This window comes from Arthrobacter sp. ISL-85, from assembly GCF_018613675.1.
Taxonomy (GTDB): Bacteria; Actinomycetota; Actinomycetes; order Actinomycetales; family Micrococcaceae; genus Arthrobacter.
Genome location: NZ_JAGGPQ010000005.1, coordinates 108,748 through 130,343 on the forward strand (window position 1 = coordinate 108,748; position 21,596 = coordinate 130,343).

The following is a 21,596-nucleotide window of genomic DNA, read 5'->3' on the forward strand; positions in this document are numbered from 1 at the left end:
TGGTTTCAGCAGTGAATATCCAGCACAGATAGTGGCGGCCCCGGGAGGCTGCGTTTCAGGAGTGTCATGGCTACCCGCCGTCCCAAAGTTCCCAAGGTTGCCCCCGCCCGTCCAGCCAAGGAAACGGCCGACGACGGTTCCTCCAGTGGTGCCGCGGTGATCCGCGCGGATTTCCGGCCGGGCAAGGGCGCGGCCACCACGCCCCCTTCACCTTCGACGGACAACCACGGGCGCGGAACTGCAGGCCAAAGCCGAAAAGCGGGGGAAGCCAAAACGCCCGGGCCGTCTGCCAGGCGCAAAGGCAGCAGTCCGGTTGACGGCAAGGACGCCCGGACCCCTGACGAGGAACAGCACCCCGTCCCCGCCAAGGCGTTTTCCGGCCGCATGCTGGCACTGGCCGTGGTGATGATCGCAATTACGATCATGCTGGCGCCCACGGTCAAGATCTTCTTCGACAAAAAGGCCGAAATCGACGCCCTTAACGCTGACATCGCTGCACGCCAGACCCAGGGCGACGCCCTCCGCCAGCAGGTTTCGCGCTGGCAGGACCCCAACTACGTCAAGCAGCAGGCCCGCGACCGCATTAACATGGTTATGCCGGGCGAAACCGGCTACTGGGTTTTTGGCAGCGATGAGCCGGCCGGAGAAAGCAGTAGCCCCGCCGGCGCAGCAGCACAAGACCCCGCCGATCTGCCGTGGGTGGATTCCCTGTGGGAGTCCATCAGGCGTGCGGCCACAGACTGAACCGCACAGGAAGGACGGCCCGCGACAGTGGAACACAACACGGCAGCCGCCCGGGACGAATCCCGCCAACCAACAGCACACGACCTTGAAGTACTGAGCAGGCAGCTGGGACGTCCCGTCCGCGATGTCGTGGAGATTCCGGCCCGCTGCGTCTGCGGCAACCCCCTGGTGGCGGCCACTGCCCCCCGGCTGAGCAACGGCACGCCATTTCCCACCACCTTCTACCTGACGCACCCGGTCATCACGTCCGCCGTTTCGAGGCTTGAAGCTGCTGGTGTCATGAACAGCATGAACGATGAGCTGGCCGCTGACGCCGAACTTGCGGCTGCCTACCGGACGGCCCACACGGAGTACCTGGCCGCGCGGGAGGGCATCGGACAGCGCTCCGGCATCGGTCCGGTGCCCGAAATCGACGGCGTCTCGGCCGGCGGGATGCCCGCGCGCGTCAAATGCCTGCATGTCCTGGTGGGCCACTCCCTGGCAGCAGGCAGCGGCGTGAACCCGCTCGGAGACCAGGCCCTCGCCATGATCAGTGAGTGGTGGACGGCCGACAGATGCTATTGCGACGGTGCCTGGGACACCACCGGGGAGGCTCCGTCCCGCGACCTCAGCCGCCACGGACCGCAGGGCCTGCCGGACATCGTCGGCCGGCCCGCCCCCGTTCGGAAGTCCACCGGAACCACGGGGGCGGCAGAATGACCCGCGTGGCCGCCATTGACTGCGGCACCAACTCCATCCGGCTCCTGATTGCTGACATCGACCGCAGCAACGGCAGCGCCGCCCTTACCGACGTCGTGCGGGAAATGCGCGTGGTCAGGCTGGGCCAGGGCGTGGACGCCACCGGCGAACTGGCTCCGGAGGCGCTGGAGCGCACGCTTGCCGCAACCGCCGACTACGCCCGCCTGATCAGGGACCATGGCGCAGGGCGGATCCGGTTCGTGGCCACCTCCGCCAGCCGCGACGCACGCAACCGGGACGTCTTCGTGGATGGTGTCAGGGAGCTGCTGGGAGTGGAACCGGAGGTCATCTCCGGGGACGAGGAAGCGGCATTGTCCTTCGCCGGGGCCAGCAGCGTCCTGCCCGTCCTTGACGGCCAGCAGGTGCTGGTGGTGGACCTCGGAGGGGGGAGCACCGAGTTCGTCCTGGGTACCGCGGCGGGCGTCACCGCCGCCAAGTCCGTGGATATTGGCTGCGTCCGGCTGACCGAACGGCACCTCCGCAATGATCCGCCTACTGCCGAGCAGATCGCCGCCGCGGAAGCTGACGTGGACGCAGCCATCGCCCGCGCCGGCCGTGACGTGCCCCTGGAACGAGCCGCCGCCGTCGTCGGCGTTGCCGGGTCCGTCACCACCATCACCGCCCATGCGCTCCGCCTGCCCGAATATTCGCCGGAGGCAATCCACGGCGCAGCGCTGCCCCTCGCGGATATCCGCGACGCCGCCACCGACCTGCTGGAGATGACCCGCGCCGGCCGTGCCGCACTGCCGTACATGCACCCCGGCCGCGTGGACGTCATCGGTGCCGGGGGACTGGTATGGCGCCGAATCCTGGAACGGATGGGGGAGCTGAGCGGCGGGAGGATCACCGCAGCAACCGCGAGCGAACACGACATCCTTGACGGCATCGCGCTGAGCATCGGGTAGGCCCATGCACTCCACCCCCGCTTCAATCCGCCCCATGTCCCGGGCTGCCGCCGCCGCAGTAGCCGTCCTGCTGGCCGTGTGCTGCCTGTTCGGCGGCCTGTTCACCGCGCCCGCCGCGCACGCCGACGAGTGGCGCGATAAGGAATACTGGCTGGCAGACTCGGGCATTACCAAGGCCTGGGAAGTGTCAAAAGGCGCCGGCGTCAAGGTGGCGGTCATCGACAGCGGCATCGATGCCCAGCACCCGGACCTCAAAGGCGCAATTGCCGGCGGTTACGACGCATCCGGCTCAGGCCAGCCGGACGGCCAGAAAAGCGTCGGCTCCAAGCCTGAACACGGAACCCTGGTAGCCACCATGCTGGCAGGGCGCGGACACCAGCCCGCCAGCGCGAGCCCCAGCCCAAGCCCGGGCCCGGCGGTTCCGCCGGACGGCATCATGGGTGTAGCGCCCGAAGCGCAGCTTCTCACTGTCTCCACCTGGCTGGGCTCCGCCAACCCCTCCGGCAAAAGCGACCAGGACCAGATTCCCGAAGCCGTCCGCTGGGCGGTGGACAACGGTGCCAGGGTCATCAATATTTCGCTCGGCAGCACGACGCCGCAGTGGCCGCAGAGCTGGGACGCCGCCTTCCTGTATGCCGAGCAAAAGGACGTGGTCATTGTGGCTGCCGCCGGCAACCGGGTGGGCGGGAACGCCCAGGTGGGTGCGCCCGCCACCATTCCCGGCGTGCTTACCGTCGCCGGCCTGGACCGCAAGAACGTGGCCAGCGTGGACGCTTCGTCGCAGGGGATCAGTATCGGCGTAGCTGCCCCAGCGGAGAACCTCCTGGGTGGACTGCCCGGCGGTGGCTATGCCGAGTGGGCCGGAACCTCAGGGTCCACCCCGATCGTTGCCGGCGTCGCCGCCTTGATCCGGTCCAAATGGCCGGACATGAGCGCCGAGCAGGTGATCAACAGGATCGTCTCCACGGCAAAGGATGCCGGCACCCCGGGCAAGGATCCGCTGTACGGCTATGGCATCCTCAACGCCGAGGCGGCGCTCAAGGCCGACGTTCCGGAGGTCACTGTCAATCCGCTGGGCACCATCGCTGAGTGGATCCGCGTGCACAGGCGGGGCAATGCTGCCCCGGCAACCCCGTTGCCCACGGCCACCTCCGCGCCCAGCGCGGCACCCACGCTGCCGGAAGCAACCGTTCCGGCTGCCAAGGCGCCGTCCCAGCGCGACAGTGCCATCGGCGCCGCCGTCGTGATCGGTTTTGCCGTCCTCTTCGTGGCGATCATTGCCGCCGCTGCCATCCAGCTCCGAAGGGCCGCCCGCAACCCTTCCCTGGGCGGGGAGGAACCGGATACGGGAGTGATGGAAAGCGTCCGGTCAAGCCCCGATTCCTAGGTTACGGAGGCTTCCGCGGTTAGTGAAGATTTTCACAAACTCCTGTATCCTTGAACAATGGCAACCACCCCACAGCTCCAGGACCGTCCCAGGGTACTCGTCGTCGGCGGCGGGTACGTCGGCCTGTACGTAGCACTGAAACTGCAGAAGAAGATCGCCAATGCCGGTGGCATCGTCACCGTCGTCGATCCCCTGCCCTACATGACTTACCAGCCCTTCCTCCCCGAGGTGGCCGGCGGCAACATTGAAGCCCGCCACGCGGTGGTCTCCCACCGCCAGCACCTCAAGCAGACCGAACTCATCCAGGGCCGCGTCACGTCGATCGACCACGTCAACCGGACGGCCGTGGTGGCTCCCGCCGATGGCGGCGCCAACTTCGAGGTGCCCTACTTCGACGTCGTGCTCGCAGCCGGCGCCATCACCCGCACCTTCCCCATTAAGGGCCTGGCGGACAAGGGCATCGGCCTGAAGACCATCGAGGAAGCTGTTGCCCTGCGCAACAAGCTGCTGGAGCGCATCGAGGTTGCCTCCACCATGACGGACCCCGCGGCACGCGCCCGGGCCCTCACCTTCGTGGTGGTCGGCGGCGGTTTTGCCGGCATCGAGTGCATCACCGAGATGGAAGACCTCGCACGGGCAGCAGTCCGCAACAACCCCCGCATCAAGCAGGAGGAAGTCCGCTTCGTCCTGGTCGAAGCCATGGGCCGGATCATGCCCGAGGTCACCGCCAAGCAGGCTGACTGGGTAGTCGAGCACCTGCGCAGCCGCGGCATTGAGGTCCTCCTGAACACCTCGCTGGACAGCGCGGAAGGCTCCCTGAAGCTGATCAACCTTCCGGACAAGACCCCCGCGCAGGAATTCGAGGCCGACACGCTCGTGTGGACGGCCGGCGTGCAGGCGAACCCGATGGTCCGCTCCACCGACTTCCCGCTCGAGCCCCGCGGCCGCGTCCGCGTCCTGCCGGACCTGCGAATCTCCGGCGACGAAGGCATCGTGGAGAACGCCTGGGCAGCCGGCGACATCGCCGCTGTTCCGGACCTTACCGGCAAGGGCCTGCCTGACGGCACCTGCGTGCCTAACGCCCAGCATGCCCTGCGCCAGGCCAAGCGCCTCGCCGAGAACCTGTGGGCCTCGCGCTGGGACAAGCCGCTGACGGACTACAAGCACAAGAACCTCGGTGCCGTGGCCGGCTTCGGCGAGTGGAAAGGCGTTGCCAACATCAACCTGCTGGGCCGGATCGGCCTCAAGGGCGGACTCGCCTGGCTGGCCCACCGCGGCTACCACGGCATGGCCATGCCCACGGCTGAGCGTAAGTTCCGCGTCATCCTGAACTGGATCATTGGCTTCTTCGCCGGACGCGACACCACGCAGCTGATGGACCTGGACAACCCCCGCGGCGCCTTCGTCTCGGCGGCCACCCCGGCCCCCAAGCCCGCCTCTGCACCCGCAGCGGTTCCGGCCGCCGGCTCCGGCTCAGCCGCTGCCGCCGCTCCCAAGGAGACCGTGGCAGCCAACGCCAAGTAGCGCCCCCGTTCCACCACGGTTCACAGCGTCCGACGGCGGCCGTCCCCTTTGCGGGCCGGCCGCCGTCGGCGTTTCCAGCCAACCCGCCCCGGGCAGGTACCATTGACCCGGCGCCCCAGTAGCCCAATTGGCAGAGGCAGCGGACTTAAAATCCGCGTGTTGTGGGTTCGAGTCCCACCTGGGGTACAGACTGTCCCTTCCGGCGCCCGCGAGGTCCCGGACACCAGGAAGCCGCCTGCAATGCAGGCGGCTTCCTGCATTTAATTCCGCGGAGGAAACGACTGTTATAAGGCTGTGACCTCTGTCACTTAGGTTCGCCGCCGTCTATGCATTAGCTTGAAGCTAAATCAGGAATTCCTGGTCCAATTCCGGGCGCTGAGGCGCCCCATTGATCCGCACGCGCATCGCATGGCCCTGTTTCGGAAGGCAGACAAATGTACCGAAAGAAAGTCCTCACCTCGTTGGCAGCGGCAGCCACATTCAGCATGCTGCTGTCGGCCTGCGCCAACCAGGCGGGTCCTGGCACCACCGAAAGCTCCGGCTCGTCCAGCAAGGTGAACATCCCCGCCATTTCGAAAGTGGATGTTCCTGCCGGTGCGGTAAAGCCCGCCGGTGACGGCAAGGCAACCTGCCCCGCAACCACCACGCTCGCCTACGCAGGTGCAGAGACCGGCCCCAACGCCCAGCTCGGCGTCAACATCTTCAACGGCATCCAGCTGGCCATCGACCAGCACAACAAGGCCAACCCGGGATGCCAGGTCCAGTTCAAGAAGTTCGACACGGAAGGCGACCCGAACAAGGCCACCGGTCCCGTCACCCAGATGGTAAGTGAACCGGACATCGTAGGTGTGGTCGGTTTGCCGTTCTCCGGTGAATCCAAGGCCACGGGCAACATCTTCGAGCAGAAGGGCCTGGTCCACATCACCCCGTCGGCCACCAACCCCACGCTGACCGAAAACGGCTGGACCACGTTCTTCCGCGGCCTCGGCAATGACGCCGTCCAGGGCCCAGCTGCCGCCAAGTTCCTCACCGGGAAGCTCGGTGCCAAGAAGGTGTACCTGGTCCAGGATGACTCCGACTACGGCATCGGCCTGGGAACCTCCACCTCCGCCGGCCTGGGCAGTGCCCTTGCCGGGACTGAAAAGGTGACCACGGGGCAGAAGGACTTCTCCGCAGTGATCTCCAAGATCATGAACGCCAAGGCTGACGCGGTGTTCTACTCCGGGTACTACGCTGAAGGTGCACCGTTCGACCAGCAGTTGGTCGGAAAGGGCTTCACCGGAACGTTCGTGGCACCTGATGGCGTCAAGGACGACCAGTTCATCAAGCAGGCGGGCGACGCGTCCAACAACGCCTACTTCACCTGCCCCTGCCTCCCCGGTGAGCTGATCCCGGAATTCGCAACGGCCTACAAGGACGTTTCCAAGGGTGCCGAGCCCGGAACGTACTCCATCGAAGGCTACGACGCCGCAACCGTCCTCCTGTCCGGCATCGACGCAGGCAAGCAAAACCGGGCTGACCTGCTGGCCTGGGTCAAGGCTTATGACAAGGACGGCCTGAGCAAGCACTACAAGTGGGATGCCAAGGGCGAGCTCCAGGCCCCCACGGTTTACGGCTACAAGGTGGAAAACGGAAAGATCGTTCCCGTCGGTCCCATTGGGGAGTAGCAGCTACGCATGAACCGGCTGTGGGGGCCAGCAATAGCGGGCCCCCACAGCCTTTTCTTCGCTTGGCAGCAGCCCAGGCCAAAGTTACGTCAATAGACACAAGTCCCACGGCCGGGCCCACAAGGCCGCGTGCAACTGGATCAGGATGTTCCCATGCTTCCCTCTCTTGTCCCACTACTTCCGACGGAAAACGACTGGATCACCTTCGACATACCGTCCCTGGCCCAGAACTTCTGGAGTGCCACCTTTGACGGCCTCACGTTCGGAGCCATCTATGCGCTCGTGGCGCTGGGTTACACCCTGGTTTACGGCGTCCTGAACCTGATCAACTTCGCCCACTCGGAAGTGTTCATCGTTGGCTGCTATGCAGTCTTCTTCACCCTCAGCAGCCTTGGCTTCGGCCCCTCAGTTCCCAGGCTCGACATCTGGGCCATCATCCTGAACCTGCTGCTGGCGCTGGTCCTGGCCATGGTTGCGTCGGCCGTGACAGCCTTCCTGCTGGAGCGGATCGCGTACAAACCCCTGCGGCAACGGAACGCGCCCCGCCTGGTCTTCCTGATCACCGCCATCGGCGCGTCCTTCACCATCCAGTACCTCATCTACCTGTGGCGCGGTCCCAGCCCCGAACTGGCCCTGACCATGTTCCGGCCCACGCCCATCTTCGACGTCTTCGGCACCATCGTCGATTCGCAGCAGCTGGTGATCATCATCGCCGCAGTGATCATGATGGTGGGCATCGACAGGTTCATCAGCAAGTCGCGCACCGGCCGCGGCATCCGGGCCGTTGCCCAGGATCCCGATACCGCCACGTTGATGGGCGTCAACAAAGAGCGCATCATTATTACCACCTTCGTCATCGGAGGTCTGCTCGCAGGAGCCGCCGCCTTGTTCTATGTCATGAAAATCCCGTCCGGTGTCCAGTACAGCGGTGGCTTCGTCCTGGGCATCAAGGCGTTCGCTGCGGCCGTGCTCGGCGGCATCGGAAACGTCCGCGGCGCACTGTTGGGCGGCCTGCTGCTCGGCCTGATCGGCAACTACGGCCAGATCCTGCTGGGCAACTCGCAGTGGACCGACGTCGTGGCGTTCGTAGTGCTGGTGCTCGTGCTGCTGCTGCGGCCCGAAGGCATCCTGGGAACCTCCCTTGGAAGGAGCAAAGCATGAGCATGACGGACGGCCCCACGCCGCTGCGGACAGCGGCCGCCGAGCAGGCAGCAGAGGAACGCGAAGCATCATCGAAAGCAGCGGGTAAGAGCGACCTCGGGCAACGTGGGAGGCGCAAGTCGGGGTCCTTCTCCGACCGTTGGCATGCCCTGTCCCGGCAACAGCAGTGGGCCTTCCTGGTGGTCGTCGTCATACTGGCCTACCTGCTTCCGCTGTTCAACCCGCCCATCATCACCACGGAGCCCGGCAACAACTTCGCGCTGGCCTGCTTCGACATGGCCCGGTTCGCGCTCATCGCCGTCGGCCTCAACGTGGTGGTTGGCTACGCCGGCCTGCTCGACCTGGGCTACGTCGCCTTCTTCGCGGTGGGTTCCTACTGTGCGGCCATGCTGACCAGTCCCGACTCGCCATTCCTGCACATCCCGTACCTGTGGACCATCCCGATCGCCATGGCGGTCACGATGTTCTTCGGCGTGGTCCTGGGCGTGCCTACCCTGCGCCTCAGGGGCGATTACCTTGCCATCGTGACGCTCGGGTTCGGCGAAATTGTCCGCATCCTGGCAACCATCATTCCGGCCATGAAAGGCCAGGTGGGTTTCCAGAACGTGGGACACCCGCCGGGTACGGAAGCCGGCGGAACGCCGATCTTCTCCAACTCGAACGGCGTGCCCTGGTACTGGCTGACCCTGACCATCATCATCATCGTCACCCTCCTGGTGGGCAACCTGGAACGCAGCAGGGTTGGCCGGGCCTGGATCGCCATCCGTGAAGACGAGGACGCCGCCGAAATCATGGGCGTTCCCACGTTCAAATACAAGGTGTGGGCCTTCGCCATCGGTGCCGCGATCGGCGGCCTTTCCGGCGCTTTGTTCGCCGGGCAGGTGGGGTTCGTCAACAACCAGAAGTTTGACGTCACCACGTCGATCCTGTTCCTCGCCGCAGTTGTCCTGGGCGGCGCCGGCAACAAGGTAGGCGCCATCCTTGGCGGGGCCTTGGTCAGCTACATCCCGCTGAGATTCACGGCCATCGCCGAATACAAGTACCTGATCTTCGGCATTGCCCTGGTGCTGATCATGATCTTCCGTTCCCAGGGACTGCTGCCCGCCCGGCAGCGGCTGTTGGCCTACGGCAGGACCGCATTGAACAAAATCACCAGCCGGGACGCGGAACCCAAAGACACGGGCATTCCACCGGCCGGCCCGGAAGGCCGCGTGGCCGGACAGAGAGGAGCGGAGGCATGAGCAACGAGGAAACGCGCTCCGGCTCCAGCAGCGTGGAGGCACAGCCGGGACGCGACAGCACGATTGAGGACGGCGGGGCTGGAGGCAGCGAGGTGGCTCCTGTCGCGCCGGAGCTGGACATGGATGCCCTCGCCGAGGCCGGCGTGGACCAGGAACTGGCCGAGAAGGTGGCACCCGACCGCGATATCGCGGTCAAGGTTGGCGACAACATCGTGGAGGTGCAGAACCTGACCATCAAGTTCGGCGGCCTCGTGGCGCTGGACAACGTCAGCTTCAACATCAAGCGTGGCGAGATCCTGGGGCTCATCGGGCCAAACGGCGCCGGCAAGACCACCTGCTTTAATGCGATGACCGGCGTCTACAAGCCCACCAGCGGGAAAGTGATGCTGGAGGGCCAGGTCCTGAACGGCATCAAGCAGCACAAAATCACCCGCCTGGGCCTGTCCCGGACGTTCCAGAACATCCGCTTGTTCGGGGAGATGACCGCCCTTGAGAACGTGGTGGTGGGTTTGGACGCGCGGCACCGGACCAGTGTGGGCGGGGCACTGCTGCGCCTGCCTACCCACACCAGGGAGGAGAAATCGGCCATCGAGCGGGGCATGGCCCTCCTCGACTTCGTGGGTATCGGCAGCCATGCGCATGTGCTCTCCCGGCAGCTTCCATACGGCTACCAGCGCCGGCTTGAGATTGCGCGGGCACTGGCCACTGATCCGAAGGTGCTCTGCCTGGACGAGCCTGCGGCCGGCTTCAACCCCGCCGAAAAAGAGGAACTGATGGCCCTGATCCGCACCATCAGGGATGAGGGCTATACCGTGCTGCTGATCGAGCACGACATGAAACTGGTGATGGGCGTGACAGACCGGATCGTCGTGCTGGAATTCGGGAAGAAGATTGCGGACGGACTGCCGCGCGAGATCCGCGAAGACCCGCGCGTAATTGCCGCCTACCTAGGGGAGCCTGAAGATGACGTTGCTTGAACTTAAGGGAGTGTCCGTCCATTACGGCCGCATCCAGGCCCTGCGGGACATCTCTTTCACCGTCGACGAAGGCGAGGTGGTGGCGCTCATTGGTGCCAACGGTGCCGGCAAGACCACCACCATGCGGACTATTTCCGGCCTGCTGAACTGCTCCGAAGGCAGCATCACCTTCGGCGGCCAGGACATCACCAAGATGAAGGCCCACATCCGCGTGGTCCATGGCATCTCCCAGGCCCCTGAAGGGCGCGGTATCTTCCCGGGCATGACCGTCATGGAAAACCTCGACATGGGAACGTTCGGGCGCAAGGACAGAACCGGCGTAGGCAGGGACCTGGACCGCGTCTTTGACCTGTTTCCGAGGTTGAAAGAGCGGGAAAAGCAGTACGGAGGAACCATGTCCGGTGGTGAGCAGCAGATGCTGGCCATTGGGCGGGCCCTCATGTCCAACCCGAAACTTCTGCTGCTGGATGAGCCGTCCATGGGCCTCGCGCCGCAGTTCATCCGCCAGATTTTCAGGATCATCAAGGAAATCAACAACCAGGGCACCACGGTCCTGGTGGTGGAGCAGAACGCCAACCAGGCCCTGGCCGGAGCGCACCGCGCCTTCGTGCTGGAGACCGGGGAGATCACCCACAGCGGCACCGGCAAGCAGCTGCTGGAAGATCCCTCCATCAAAGAGGCCTACCTGGGCGTGGGGTAGTTCATCGCATGGGGCCCGGTGCCCAACCGGAGGCAACGGTCACGGTTCGGTTGCAACCGGGCCCCATGGGAACTTTCGCAACGGCCCCCACGTGGGAATTGGTAGCGTAACCAACAGCTCATCACCCACACCCCCATGGAGGAATCCCGCAATGGCACTTGGCGGCAACCCGATCTTCAACGGAAAGAACTTCCGTGGAGCCACCCAGGCACCGCCTGTCCCGCAGGCTCCCTACGGTGCGCCGTACGGCCAGGCGCCTTACAGCCAGGCACCCTACGGCCGGCAACCGTATGGCCAGCAGGGTTGGGGCACCCAGCCCCAGAGCATGACCGACGACCAGTTGCGGCAGATGTACAGCCAGCCGTCGGCCGGCCCCGCGGACACCGGCCGGATGACGTTCGACGACGTCATCATGAAGACAGCTGCATGCCTCGGTGCCGTGCTGGTGGGAGCGGCCATCACCCTGACGGTCGGCCTGCCGCTGGCTTCCATGCTGATGATCTTCGGAGCGCTGGGCGGATTCGTCCTGGCCCTGGTCAACACCTTCAAGAAACAGCCCTCGCCGGCACTGATCCTCGCCTATGCAGCTTTGGAAGGACTCTTCCTCGGCGGCCTGACCCGGATCCTGGACACCCAGTTCCCGGGTGTCGGCCTGCAGGCAGTCATCGGCACACTCTCGGTGTTCGCCGTAACCCTGATCCTCTTCAAGAGCGGCAAGGTCCGGGCAACGCCCCGCGCCATGCGGTTCTTCATGATCGCCATCATCGGCTACGCCGTGTTCTCCCTGATTAACATGGTGCTGGTCTGGACAGGCGCCGTGCAGACGCCATTCGGCCTGCGCACCAGCGTTGAAATCTTCGGCATCCCGCTGGGCGTCTTCATCGGCCTGCTGGCCATCGGCCTGGCCGCGTTCTCCCTGATCATGGACTTCACCAGCATCGAGGCGGGCGTCCGCAGCGGGGCTCCGCAGCGGTTCTCGTGGACAGCTGCCTTCGGCCTGACCGTCACGCTGGTCTGGCTGTACGTGGAGATCATCCGCCTGCTGGCCATCCTGCGCGGCGACGATTGAGCACGTAGCCGCCGTCCGCCGTCGTAAATGAAACAACCGTGGGCCCCACCGGACTGGTGGGGCCCACGGCCGTTAAAGGCGAGCGCGCGTGCCTAGGAGATACGCATGGCACCTGCGGCAGGGGAGACGGTGAAGATCTCCGGCGCCGCAAAGCCGGCGTCGGCAAATGCCTTGGCGACGCCGTCACGCACCTTCTGCACTGAATCCACGGGCGTCAGTGCTATTGCCGCGCCGCCAAACCCCCCGCCCGTCATCCGCGCGCCAATGGCCCCATGGGCCCGCGAAGTCTCCACCGCCAGGTCCAGTTCAGGGCATGAGATTTCGAAATCGTCGCGCATGGAGGCATGGCTGGCGTCCAGCAGGGGACCGATTGCACTGGGCCCCGGGCCACCCAGCAACTCCACGGTCTGGAGCACCCGGCTGTTCTCGGTGACCACGTGCCGCGCCCGACGGAAGGTCACCTCGTCCAGCAGCCCACTGGCCTCCTCAAGGTCCGCCACCTCCAGGTCCCGCAGAGCCTTCACCCCCATGACCTCCGCGCCCAGCTCGCAGGATGCCCGGCGCGAGGCGTAGCCGCCGTCTGCGTGCGAGTGGGACACCTTGGTGTCGATCACCAGGAGCACCAGGCCGGCCGGTTCGGTCTCAAACGGGACCAGGCGTACGGCCTGGTCCCGGCAGTCCAGGAATACGGCGTGCCCTTTTGAACCGCGCAGGGAGGCCGACTGGTCCATAATCCCAGTGGGCGCCCCGACGAAGTCGTTTTCCGCCCGCTGGGTTGCCAGCACCATGTCCTGTGCCTCCAGCCGGGCGCCCGTGACGTCGTTCAGCGCGGTGATGACAGCGCATTCGATGGCGTGCGACGACGACAGGCCGGCGCCGAGCGGAACGTTCGAGTCAAGGAGCAGGTCCAGTCCGGGGACGTCGATGCCCCGGTCCCTGAGGGCCCACATGACGCCCAGGGGGTACTTGGTCCAGCCTTTGGCCTTCCCGGGCTGCAGCGAGTCCAGCGTGGTGGTGACCACGCCCTGGTCGCCATAGGTGGACAACAGCCGTACGGTGGCGTCCTGCCTGACGGCGACGGCCACCCGGGCAGTGCGGTCGATGGCGAAGGGCAGGACGAAGCCTTCGTTGTAATCCGTGTGTTCGCCGATCAGGTTCACCCGCCCGGGCGCCTGCCATACGCCGTCGGGGGCGGCGCCGAACTCCTGCTCAAAGCGGGCGCTGAGATCCTGCGGCGCGTCCGCTGCGGCCCCGTTGTGGTCCTGGTTCCGGGTGTTCATGCGGATGCTCCTTCCGGGGTGGCGGCCAGGGCGTCAGCAGGCGTGGACGACGGCGGGACGGCAACATTGCGCAGCCGTTCCGCCACGCTTTCGGGCGTGGTGTCGTTGATGAAAGCGCCCATCGCTGCCTCCGACCCGGCCAGGTACTTCAGCTTATCGGCTGCCCTGCGGGGGGAGGTCAGCTGGAGGTGGAGGTAGCCCGCCGGCCGCAGGACGTCATCCAGCGGTGCCTGGTGCCAGGCGGAGATATAGGGCGTTGGCGTGGGGTACAGGGAGTCAACCCGCTTGAGCAGGTCCAGGTAGACATGTGCCAGCTCATCCTTTTCCTCCCCTCCCAAGTGGGCGAGGTCGGGGACCTGGCGGTGCGGGACCAGATGGATTTCCAGGGGCCACCGGGCTGCGAAGGGCACGTAGGCGCTGAAGTGCTTTCCTTCCAGCACCATCCTGCTGCCGTCCTCCCGCTCAGCGCGCAGCAGCGAACCCGTCAGGGTATTCCTGCCGTCCTTCGCGTCGTAATACTTCCGGGCCGCCGCACCCAGGACGTCGGCGCGCGGCGTGACGTAGGGGTAGGCATAGATTTGCCCGTGCGGATGGTGCAGTGTCACTCCGATGTCAGCGCCGCGGTTTTCGAACGGGAAGACCTGCTTAACGCCCGCCATGGCGCTGAGGGCAGCGGTGCGCTGCGACCACGCTTCAATCACGGTCCGGGACCGCTCCTGGCTTAGCCCGCTGAAGGATCCGGTGTGCTCCGGGGTGAAGGACACCACCTCGCAGCGGCCGTACGCCGGGCCCTTCGTTCCCCAGGCGGCATCTTCAGGGACCGTTCCCAGCGCAGGCCCCAGGGAGGGAAACCGGTTTTCGAAGACCACCACGTCGTAGTCGGCAGCGGGAATCTCGGAAGCATTGCCCGGGGTGGTGGGACAGATGGGGCACTGGTCCGCCGGCGGCAGGTGGGTGCGGGCCTGCCGGTGTGCGGCTACGGCGACCCATTCGTCCGTCAGCGCATCGAAGCGGACCTCGCCGGGTTCCCCCCGTGGTGGGAGCCCGCGGTGGTCAGTGGTGAGGTGCCCTTCGCGCGAGGTCCTGGTGCCGGCATCGTCGAAGTAGATCAGCTCCCGGCCGTCGGAGAGTCTGGTGCTGGTAATCCCTGTCATGCAAAAAGTCTGACACAAGCGATCAAAAAAGAATAGTTTTGAACAAAAAGCAACAGGAATTGGGATGGAGGTGTGAGGCCGCACGTTGTACGGTAATTTCCATGACTGCCTCTTCCGAACAGGGAACTTCTGCCGTTGCATCCACCCGGTCCTGCGCCACCGGCCGGCAATACGAACTTCGCCGGGGAGATGCCGTGGCCGTGGTGACCGAGCTCGCCGCCGGACTCCGCTTGTTCAGCCGGGGCGGAATCCTGCTGACCGAGACGTACGGCGATGACGAGATCTCTCCGGGCGGTGCGGGGATCACGCTGGCACCCTGGGCCAACAGGGTAGAGGGCGGGCAATGGTTCCTTGACGGCAGGAAGCAGCAACTGGACATCACCGAAGTGTCCCGCAACAATGCCAGCCACGGCCTGCTCCGAAACACAGGTTATGCTCCGGCGGGGGAAGCCCCGCATGCTGTGGCGCTGGAGGCCACCGTCTTTCCGCAGCACGGCTACCCTTTCCTGGTGCGGCACCGGGTGGAATACCAGCTTTCGGAGGACCTCGGCCTGCGTGTCCGGCAGACCCTTACCAACGAGGGCACGGCGGCCGCACCCTTCGTCCTGGGTGCGCACCCCTACCTGCGGGTTGGTGACGCCCCGGTGGAGGAACTGCAGCTGACGGTAGCCGCCGACACCCGGCTGGTCACCGATGAACGCTTGATTCCGCGCAGTTCGGCCCCTGTTGACGGGGATGTTGACTTCCGTTCCGGCCGGCACGTCGCTGGCCTGGCAGTGGATGTTGCCCTGACAGACCTCCGCTTTGAGGGCGGGGTGGCAAGGCATACCCTTTTAGCGGGCGACGGCAGCACCGTGTCGCTCTGGCAGGACGAGTCCTGCCAGTTCGTCCACATCTACGTGAGCACGGTGTATCCGGGCCGGACCCGGGCAATAGCCGTGGAGCCGATGACTGGTCCGGCCAATGCCTTTAACTCCGGTGACGGTCTCCGCTGGCTGCCTGCCGGTGAGTCTTTCAGCATGGAATGGGGCATCGACTACACGCCCCGCACGGTGGCGCAGTAGTTTGCGTTGGGCCACTGCTGGGGAAGTATGGGCATTATGACGCCAAAAGAGGACGACGTTACCCTTGCCCATCCAGCGCCGGCCCACCCAGCTCCCGCGCCGGCACCCGCCGCGGCAGCGCCGTTGCGGGTCCTGACTGACCGCGAACTCGACAAGGACATCCCGTACGGTATCCGCATCGCGGCCTCCTGGTCGTGGCGGCTGGGCCTGATCCTCCTGATGGCGGGGGCGCTGGTCTGGCTGCTGAGCCACGTCACCCTCCTGATTATCCCGATCATGGTGGCAGCCCTCCTCGCTGGACTCCTCAGTCCGGTCACGGCCTGGTTGAAGCGGCGTGGTCTGCCGGCAGGCCTGGCCGTCGCCGTGACAGTCCTCGGCTTCATCGGCGTCATCGCCGGTGCGGTGGCCCTGGTGGGCAGGCAACTGGCGGTCGGTTTCGGTGAACTCTATTCCCAGGCGCTCGAGGGCGTCCGGCAGGTCCAGGACTGGCTGTCCGCGGGCCCCCTGCACCTGACGGCCACCCAGATCGACCAGTACATCAAGGAAGCCACCGACGCGCTGCAGAACAACAGCAGCAGCATCGTCAGCGGCGCCCTGTCCTTCGGAAGCACCGCCGGACACTTCGCCGCCGGTTTGCTCCTCTCGCTGTTCATCCTCATCTTCTTCCTCCTGGAGGGGGACCGGATCTGGGCCTTCCTGGTCAGGATGCTTCCCCGCAAAGCCCGGGCCGCCACGTTCGGCGCCGGCCACAAGGGCTGGGCGTCCATGGTCAGCTATGCGCGCATCCAGATGTTCGTTGCGGCCGTCGACGCCCTGGGCATCGGGGTAGGCGCCGCGATCATCGGTGTTCCGCTGGCCCTTCCCCTGGGCGTGCTGGTCTTCCTCGGTTCCTTTATTCCGGTGGTGGGTGCCCTGTTGACGGGCGTCGTAGCCGTCCTGTTGGCCTTGGTGGCCAACGGCCCCGTCAACGCCCTGATCATGCTGGCAATCGTCCTGCTGGTCCAGCAGCTGGAGGGCCACATCCTGCAGCCCCTGGTCATGGGCAAGGCGGTGTCACTCCACCCGGTGGCAGTGATCCTCAGCGTTGCGGCGGGCTCCTATCTTGCCGGCATCCCTGGAGCGCTGTTCTCCGTACCGATCCTGGCCGTAGCAAACTCGGCCGTTCGCTACATTGCCGCAAGAACGTGGGAACATGAACAGGTGCCGGTAATTGCCGGGCAGCCCATCACAGCCGGAGTGGGCGGGGACAACACCGTCGAGGACGTTGAGCCGCCGTCTGCATCCGACGCGGGGAGCGGCCCGGTGGCCGGCACTTCATCCGAACACCGTGATGCCCGTACCGCCTCTCCGGAGGGCGCCGGGGCAGAACCCAGAGGAGAGTAGTCCGTGAAGATCCTTGAAACCCTTCCCGTCACACTGGACGATGTCCTTGAGGCGCAGAAGCTGCTTGACGGGATCATTACGCGGACCCCTGTGGAGTCGTCGCGGGCGCTGGGCGGCATGGTGGGCGGCGAGGTTTTCTTCAAATGCGAAAACCTGCAGCGCGCCGGCTCGTTCAAGGTACGTGGCGCCTACGTCCGCATGGCGCGGCTCTCCCCGGAAGAGAAAAAACGGGGAGTGGTGGCGGCCTCGGCCGGCAACCACGCACAGGGCGTTGCCGTTGCTGCCAAAAGCCTTGGCATCAAGGCCAGAATCTACATGCCCCTGGGCGTAGCATTGCCCAAACTTGCTGCTACCCGCAGCCACGGTGCCGAAGTCATCCTGCACGGGCACAACGTGGACGAGGCGCTCGCCGAAGCCCAGCGCTACAGCGATGAAACGGGCATGGTCTTCGTCCATCCCTTCGACAATGTGGACGTGGTGGCAGGCCAGGGGACCGTCGGGCTGGAAATCCTCGAGCAGGTTCCCCACGTTGACACTGTTCTCATGGGCGTGGGCGGCGGCGGGCTCCTGGCCGGTGTCGCCGTCGCCATCAAAGCCCGTGCAAAGGAACTCGGCCGGGAGATCCGCATCATAGGCGTCCAGGCGGAGAACGCTGCCGCCTACCCGCCCTCGCTTGCCGCTGACGCCCTGGTGCCACTGAAGAGGGTCTCCACCATGGCGGACGGCATTGCCGTGGGACGGCCGGGACAGCTGCCCTTCAGCATCATCCGCGAGCTGGTGGACGATGTGGTCACCGTCAGCGAGGACTCCCTGGCCCGCGCCCTGATCTTCCTGCTCGAGCGGGCCAAGATGGTGGTGGAACCCGCAGGGGCAGTGGGGGTTGCAGCCCTGATGGACGGCAAGATCGAGAACCCCGGGACCACCGTGGCCGTACTCTCCGGCGGGAACATCGACCCCATGCTGATGCTCAAGGTCATCCAGCGCGGCCTTTCCGCCGCTGGCCGATACATGACGGTACGGATGATGCTTGACGACCGGCCCGGTTCCCTCGCGACCATTGCCCGCATCATCGCCGAAAATGATGCCAACGTCACTGGCCTGGACCACACGAGGGTGGGGGGATCCATCAGCATGGGGGATGTCTCCATCACCGTGAACCTGGAGACCAAGGGCCACCAGCACGGTGAACAGGTCCTCAGCGCACTCCGTGCCGAGGGTTTCCAGCCGATCGTTGTGCATTAGGAACGGCCATGGCCGGGCTGGGTAACGGACTGACGGGCAACGGGGGCGCCCCGGCGCGGCAGATTATTGCCTCGCGCGCCAAGGGCGGGCTGGCAGTGCTGGGTGGCTTCGTGGCCCTGCTGTTCGCCATCGAAGTGGTCAACACACTGATGATGGGCGCCCTCACCCGGACTTTCGGGCTGCGGCCCAGGACTGCCGACGGACTGCTGGACATTTTCACCTTCCCGCTCCTGCATGCCAACCTGAACCATTTGCTTTCCAACAGCCTGCCCCTGGTCATCTTTGGCTTCCTCGTGTTCCTCTCCGGGCTGCGCGTGTTCCTCACCGCGCTGGCCTTCAGCTGGCTTGGCAGCGGGGTGACAGTCTGGCTCATCGGCACGGGTGTCACGGTGGGCGCGTCAGGCCTGGTCTTTGGACTCTTCGCGTTCCTGCTGGTGCGCGGGTTCTTCAACCGCAGCTGGCGGCAGATCCTGCTCGCAGTGGTCCTCTTCATGGGCTACGGCAGTATCCTGCTGGGTGCCCTGCCGTTTGTGGCAGGCTACGTGAGCTGGCAGGCGCACCTGGGTGGTGCCGCGGGCGGGGTAGTGGCGGCACTGCTGCTTCGCCGGCGCCTCCCTGCGCTCCCGCGGGAACCCTGACCGCAGGTCCTCCACCCCAACCCCCAGCACCCCCACCCACAGCACAGATAAAAGAGCGGCGGCCGCCCCCTGGTGGGGACAGCCGCCGCTCTTCACAGGACAGGCTTCCTGCCTGTCCCGGCGCTAGCCGGTGTAGGGCTTGGCGGAGAGGATTTCCACCTTGATGTCCTTGCCGTTCGGCGCAACGTAGCCGAGGGTCTCGCCCTCCTTGTGTCCCAGGATCGCCGCACCAAGGGGAGACTTCTCGCTGAAGACATCCAGGTCTGAGTCGCCCGCTATTTCGCGCGACCCCAGCAGGAAGGTCTCCTCATCGCCGGCGATCCTGGCAACCACGATCATGCCGGGCTCAACGATGCCATCATCGGCAGGCGCTTCACCCACATGGGCGTCCCGGAGCAGCACCGTCAGCTGGCGGATGCGGGCTTCAATCTTGCCCTGCTCCTCCTTGGCTGCGTGGTAGCCCCCGTTTTCCTTGAGGTCCCCCTCTTGCCGCGCTGCTTCAATCTTCTGGACGATCTCCGCCCGGCCTGCGCCGGAAAGGTGGTCCAGCTCTGCCTTCAGGCGGTCAAAAGCTTCCTGGGTAAGCCAGGCTGCAGATGCGCTGTTGGTGGTAGACACGGACTTCTCCTCTAGTGGTCCTACAATGCAAAAGACCCCGCCACGGTGGCCACTTGTGGAACAGTAACCAGCTCAGCGGGGTAAAGGTATCTCTCCATTGTAGTCAATCCCTTGGAGATAACCCAACAAGCAAGCGTCGAAGATCACGTCCCTTACGATGCCCCGCCGGGAATCCAGCAGCTGTCCACCACGCCGGACACGGACGCCGACTCGGTGCGCAAGGTGACGCGCTGGGCGACTGTCTTGCCGCCGTCGGGCGTTCCATCCGCCGCTGATGGCGGAATGTCCACCACTTTCCAGCCCACCACCGCAAATTTGGCGTCCAGCGCCTTCACGGCGCACTTGACGGCCTTGGCCGGGTCCCGGGTGACCTGGAAGTCCACTTCGGCAAGCGTGGCATCGGTGGTGCTGTAACCCACGTCCTTGTATGTCACGCCCGAGAGCGAGTCGGACGTGGTCACCCACGCCAGGAAGCCAATTCCCACAAGCAGTGCGACACCGATGGCAGTCCGGGCGGCCGCAGGGGAGAGCCGGCGCTTTTTAGCACCATACCGATTGGCTAGGCTAGTGTCTGCGGGCGCGGATTGGGCCGGCTGGTCCGGGGAAGTCACCAGACCAGTTTAGTGCCCTTTCCGCCGGGCTCTTTTGCGGTGGTTACAGCTGCCGCCGGTCGATTCACCCGCAACCAACATCCGCAAGCTGCCACAAGCCGCGCAAGACAATTAAGGAGCCGTCCCTTCCATGACAGCGTCCAGCAACTCCCAGGTGCCGCTCCGGCTGCTCGCGGTCCACGCCCACCCGGATGACGAATCCAGCAAGGGCGCTGCAACCATGGCGATGTATGCGGCTGCCGGCGTCGATGTCCTGGTGGCAACGTGCACGGACGGTTCCCGCGGCGACATCCAGAATCCCGCCATGGAAGGCGTGCCCCACCCCAAGCGGGACATGGCCGGTGCCCGCAGGCTGGAGATGCAGCGGGCTGCTGCCATCCTGGGCATCCGCCAGCGGTGGCTTGGCTTCGTGGACTCCGGCCTCCCCGAAGGCGACCCGCTCCCGCCGTTGCCGGCCGGTTCCTTCGCCACCCTGCCCCTGCGCCAGGCCGCGGCGCCACTTGTCCGGCTGGTGCGGTCCTTCAAGCCCCACGTGATCCTCAGCTACGACGAGAACGGCGGCTACCCGCACCCGGACCACATCATGTCCCACCGGGTAGCGGCGGAAGCTTTCCACGCGGCGGGCGATCCGGAACGCTACCCGGAGGCGGGGGAGGCCTGGGAGCCGAGCAAGCTTTATTACGACCGTGCCTTCAGCCCTGAACGGTTCCGGGCCCTGCACTTTGCGCTGGAAGAGGCGGGCCTGCAGTCTCCGTACGCTGAGCGCCTGGCGGCGTGGCTGGAGTCCGACGCCGAGGGGCACACTCCGCCTCCTGCGGCACACCCCACCACTACGCAGGTGGACTGCGGCGACTTCTTCGAAACGCGCGACGAGGCCCTGCGTGCCCACCGCACGCAGGTGGACCCGCTGGGGTTCTTCTTCGCTGTTTCGCCGGATATGCAGCGCCGGGTCTGGCCGTGGGAAGACTATTCCCTGATCCACTCCCGGGTGCCGTCCCAACTCCCCGAGAAGGACCTGTTCGCAGGGCTAAGATAGACGGGCAGGCTATTTCTATCTTGCATAGAAGACAGGCGCGGCGACGGCCCGTTCCTTTCCCGTCCTGCTGCATCCGTTCCACCAGAAGGTATTAACCGTGCATTCTCTGCTTCTCCGCCTCGCCACCACGCCGAGTCCGCTGCCCACTCCGACGCTCCGGGACGGAATATCCGAGGACCAGGTAACGCCGGGCCTCCTGGGGTTCATCATGACGGCCTTCTTCGTGGTGGCCACCGCCCTGCTCATCGTGGACATGGTGCGCAGGATCCGCAGGGTCCGCTACCGCGCGCAGGTGGAGGAAGAGCGCCTCGCGGCCGCTGCCGCGGCAGACATTGACGCAGCGGACGCCCAGGACGGGCTCGACGGCGGAACGGACCCGGCAGCGCCGGACGCCAATGGAAACGGCCCGGCAGGCGGGCTTTCGCGGCCGCGCGAATAAAGCAGTTTCGCGGGTGAC

At 65.6% G+C, this 21,596-nt stretch carries 21 protein-coding genes and 1 tRNA gene; 18 read left to right on the plus strand and 4 right to left on the minus strand.

Features of this window, described 5'->3' with window-relative positions; genetic code table 11:
* The first annotated feature begins 66 nt into the window (after positions 1-66).
* The 12 genes from J7I84_RS03390 to J7I84_RS03445 all read left to right on the plus strand — a co-directional run bounded on the left by J7I84_RS03390 (position 67) and on the right by J7I84_RS03445 (position 12,113).
* Positions 67-744 carry a septum formation initiator family protein gene (locus J7I84_RS03390; protein ID WP_214940629.1) on the plus strand — a complete coding sequence of 226 codons (678 nt, stop codon included), beginning with the start codon at positions 67-69 and terminating at the stop codon, positions 742-744.
* 27 nt (positions 745-771) lie between these two features.
* A complete protein-coding gene (locus J7I84_RS03395; protein ID WP_214940632.1) occupies positions 772-1,443 on the plus strand; it encodes a DUF501 domain-containing protein in 672 nt (223 codons plus the stop codon).
* On the plus strand, positions 1,440-2,387 hold the full coding sequence (locus J7I84_RS03400; RefSeq protein ID WP_214940634.1) for a Ppx/GppA phosphatase family protein: 948 nt from the start codon (positions 1,440-1,442) through the stop codon (positions 2,385-2,387). Before J7I84_RS03395 ends, J7I84_RS03400 begins: the two co-directional genes overlap by 4 nt.
* Positions 2,388-2,391: 4 nt before the next feature.
* On the plus strand, positions 2,392-3,774 hold the full coding sequence (locus tag J7I84_RS03405) for a S8 family serine peptidase (protein ID WP_214940636.1): 1,383 nt from the start codon (positions 2,392-2,394) through the stop codon (positions 3,772-3,774).
* Between the two features lie 57 nt (positions 3,775-3,831).
* Positions 3,832-5,298: an NAD(P)/FAD-dependent oxidoreductase gene (locus J7I84_RS03410; protein WP_214940638.1), complete on the plus strand. Its 1,467-nt coding sequence runs from the start codon at positions 3,832-3,834 to the stop codon at positions 5,296-5,298.
* Positions 5,299-5,410: 112 nt separating this feature from the next.
* Positions 5,411-5,484, plus strand: a tRNA-Leu gene (locus J7I84_RS03415).
* 248 nt (positions 5,485-5,732) lie between these two features.
* On the plus strand, positions 5,733-6,965 hold the full coding sequence (locus J7I84_RS03420; RefSeq protein WP_214940640.1) for a branched-chain amino acid ABC transporter substrate-binding protein: 1,233 nt from the start codon (positions 5,733-5,735) through the stop codon (positions 6,963-6,965).
* A 153-nt stretch (positions 6,966-7,118) separates the two neighbouring features.
* On the plus strand, positions 7,119-8,126 hold the full coding sequence (locus J7I84_RS03425) for a branched-chain amino acid ABC transporter permease (RefSeq protein WP_214940642.1): 1,008 nt from the start codon (positions 7,119-7,121) through the stop codon (positions 8,124-8,126).
* Positions 8,123-9,367 (plus strand): branched-chain amino acid ABC transporter permease, encoded by a 1,245-nt coding sequence (locus J7I84_RS03430; protein WP_214940644.1) that lies wholly within the window; start codon positions 8,123-8,125, stop codon positions 9,365-9,367. Before J7I84_RS03425 ends, J7I84_RS03430 begins: the two co-directional genes overlap by 4 nt.
* Positions 9,364-10,344: an ABC transporter ATP-binding protein gene (locus tag J7I84_RS03435; protein WP_251046009.1), complete on the plus strand. Its 981-nt coding sequence runs from the start codon at positions 9,364-9,366 to the stop codon at positions 10,342-10,344. The genes J7I84_RS03430 and J7I84_RS03435 overlap by 4 nt, the downstream gene beginning before the upstream one ends.
* Positions 10,337-11,044: an ABC transporter ATP-binding protein gene (locus tag J7I84_RS03440; protein WP_396020029.1), complete on the plus strand. Its 708-nt coding sequence runs from the start codon at positions 10,337-10,339 to the stop codon at positions 11,042-11,044. Before J7I84_RS03435 ends, J7I84_RS03440 begins: the two co-directional genes overlap by 8 nt.
* Positions 11,045-11,195: 151 nt before the next feature.
* The gene (locus J7I84_RS03445) at positions 11,196-12,113 is read left to right on the plus strand and encodes a Bax inhibitor-1/YccA family protein (protein ID WP_214940649.1); all 918 of its coding nucleotides are present in this window, start codon (positions 11,196-11,198) and stop codon (positions 12,111-12,113) included.
* A 92-nt stretch (positions 12,114-12,205) separates the two neighbouring features.
* Here the strand turns inward: J7I84_RS03445 and galK are convergent, their stop codons facing one another.
* Both galK and galT read right to left on the minus strand, forming a co-directional pair.
* The gene (galK, locus tag J7I84_RS03450) at positions 12,206-13,393 is read right to left on the minus strand and encodes a galactokinase (RefSeq protein ID WP_214940652.1); all 1,188 of its coding nucleotides are present in this window, start codon (positions 13,391-13,393) and stop codon (positions 12,206-12,208) included.
* Positions 13,390-14,547, minus strand: a complete 1,158-nt coding sequence (gene galT / locus J7I84_RS03455; protein ID WP_214940655.1) for a galactose-1-phosphate uridylyltransferase — start codon at positions 14,545-14,547, stop codon at positions 13,390-13,392. The genes galK and galT overlap by 4 nt, the downstream gene beginning before the upstream one ends.
* Positions 14,548-14,648: 101 nt before the next feature.
* On the opposite strand from galT, the gene J7I84_RS03460 reads away from it, so the two are divergent.
* From J7I84_RS03460 to J7I84_RS03475, 4 genes are read left to right on the plus strand one after another with little or no spacing between them, the layout of a single operon-like run.
* Positions 14,649-15,611 carry an aldose 1-epimerase family protein gene (locus J7I84_RS03460; RefSeq protein WP_214940658.1) on the plus strand — a complete coding sequence of 321 codons (963 nt, stop codon included), beginning with the start codon at positions 14,649-14,651 and terminating at the stop codon, positions 15,609-15,611.
* A 36-nt stretch (positions 15,612-15,647) separates the two neighbouring features.
* A complete protein-coding gene (locus J7I84_RS03465) occupies positions 15,648-16,994 on the plus strand; it encodes an AI-2E family transporter (protein WP_214940661.1) in 1,347 nt (448 codons plus the stop codon).
* 3 nt (positions 16,995-16,997) lie between these two features.
* Positions 16,998-18,236 carry a threonine ammonia-lyase gene (gene ilvA / locus J7I84_RS03470; protein WP_214940663.1) on the plus strand — a complete coding sequence of 413 codons (1,239 nt, stop codon included), beginning with the start codon at positions 16,998-17,000 and terminating at the stop codon, positions 18,234-18,236.
* An 8-nt stretch (positions 18,237-18,244) separates the two neighbouring features.
* Positions 18,245-18,874, plus strand: coding sequence for a rhomboid family intramembrane serine protease (locus J7I84_RS03475; protein WP_214940665.1), 630 nt, complete (start codon positions 18,245-18,247; stop codon positions 18,872-18,874).
* A gap of 123 nt (positions 18,875-18,997) precedes the next feature.
* On the opposite strand, the gene greA is transcribed toward J7I84_RS03475, so the two are convergent.
* Positions 18,998-19,492 carry a transcription elongation factor GreA gene (gene greA, locus J7I84_RS03480; RefSeq protein WP_214940667.1) on the minus strand — a complete coding sequence of 165 codons (495 nt, stop codon included), beginning with the start codon at positions 19,490-19,492 and terminating at the stop codon, positions 18,998-19,000.
* 152 nt (positions 19,493-19,644) lie between these two features.
* Positions 19,645-20,103, minus strand: a complete 459-nt coding sequence (locus tag J7I84_RS03485) for a DUF4307 domain-containing protein (RefSeq protein ID WP_214940669.1) — start codon at positions 20,101-20,103, stop codon at positions 19,645-19,647.
* A 130-nt stretch (positions 20,104-20,233) separates the two neighbouring features.
* Between J7I84_RS03485 and mca the strand changes: the two genes are divergently transcribed.
* Together mca and J7I84_RS03495 are read left to right on the plus strand one after the other, a co-directional pair.
* A complete protein-coding gene (gene mca / locus J7I84_RS03490; protein ID WP_214940671.1) occupies positions 20,234-21,139 on the plus strand; it encodes a mycothiol conjugate amidase Mca in 906 nt (301 codons plus the stop codon).
* A gap of 97 nt (positions 21,140-21,236) precedes the next feature.
* Positions 21,237-21,578, plus strand: coding sequence for a hypothetical protein (locus tag J7I84_RS03495; RefSeq protein WP_214940673.1), 342 nt, complete (start codon positions 21,237-21,239; stop codon positions 21,576-21,578).
* Positions 21,579-21,596: the final 18 nt, after the last annotated feature.

Excerpts from the sequence above, each read along its gene's own strand:
- J7I84_RS03390 (WP_214940629.1), top strand. The coding sequence starts at position 67 with ATGGCTACCCGCCGTCCCAAAGTTCCCAAGGTTGCCCCCGCCCGTCCA.
- J7I84_RS03400 (WP_214940634.1), top strand. The coding sequence starts at position 1,440 with ATGACCCGCGTGGCCGCCATTGACTGCGGCACCAACTCCATCCGGCTC.
- J7I84_RS03405 (WP_214940636.1), top strand. The coding sequence starts at position 2,392 with ATGCACTCCACCCCCGCTTCAATCCGCCCCATGTCCCGGGCTGCCGCC.
- J7I84_RS03410 (WP_214940638.1), top strand. The coding sequence starts at position 3,832 with ATGGCAACCACCCCACAGCTCCAGGACCGTCCCAGGGTACTCGTCGTC.
- J7I84_RS03420 (WP_214940640.1), top strand. The coding sequence starts at position 5,733 with ATGTACCGAAAGAAAGTCCTCACCTCGTTGGCAGCGGCAGCCACATTC.
- J7I84_RS03425 (WP_214940642.1), top strand. The coding sequence starts at position 7,119 with ATGCTTCCCTCTCTTGTCCCACTACTTCCGACGGAAAACGACTGGATC.
- J7I84_RS03430 (WP_214940644.1), top strand. The coding sequence starts at position 8,123 with ATGAGCATGACGGACGGCCCCACGCCGCTGCGGACAGCGGCCGCCGAG.
- J7I84_RS03435 (WP_251046009.1), top strand. The coding sequence starts at position 9,364 with ATGAGCAACGAGGAAACGCGCTCCGGCTCCAGCAGCGTGGAGGCACAG.
- J7I84_RS03445 (WP_214940649.1), top strand. The coding sequence starts at position 11,196 with ATGGCACTTGGCGGCAACCCGATCTTCAACGGAAAGAACTTCCGTGGA.
- galK (WP_214940652.1), bottom strand. The coding sequence starts at position 13,393 with ATGAACACCCGGAACCAGGACCACAACGGGGCCGCAGCGGACGCGCCG.
- galT (WP_214940655.1), bottom strand. The coding sequence starts at position 14,547 with ATGACAGGGATTACCAGCACCAGACTCTCCGACGGCCGGGAGCTGATC.
- J7I84_RS03460 (WP_214940658.1), top strand. The coding sequence starts at position 14,649 with ATGACTGCCTCTTCCGAACAGGGAACTTCTGCCGTTGCATCCACCCGG.
- J7I84_RS03465 (WP_214940661.1), top strand. The coding sequence starts at position 15,648 with ATGACGCCAAAAGAGGACGACGTTACCCTTGCCCATCCAGCGCCGGCC.
- J7I84_RS03475 (WP_214940665.1), top strand. The coding sequence starts at position 18,245 with ATGGCCGGGCTGGGTAACGGACTGACGGGCAACGGGGGCGCCCCGGCG.
- mca (WP_214940671.1), top strand. The coding sequence starts at position 20,234 with ATGACAGCGTCCAGCAACTCCCAGGTGCCGCTCCGGCTGCTCGCGGTC.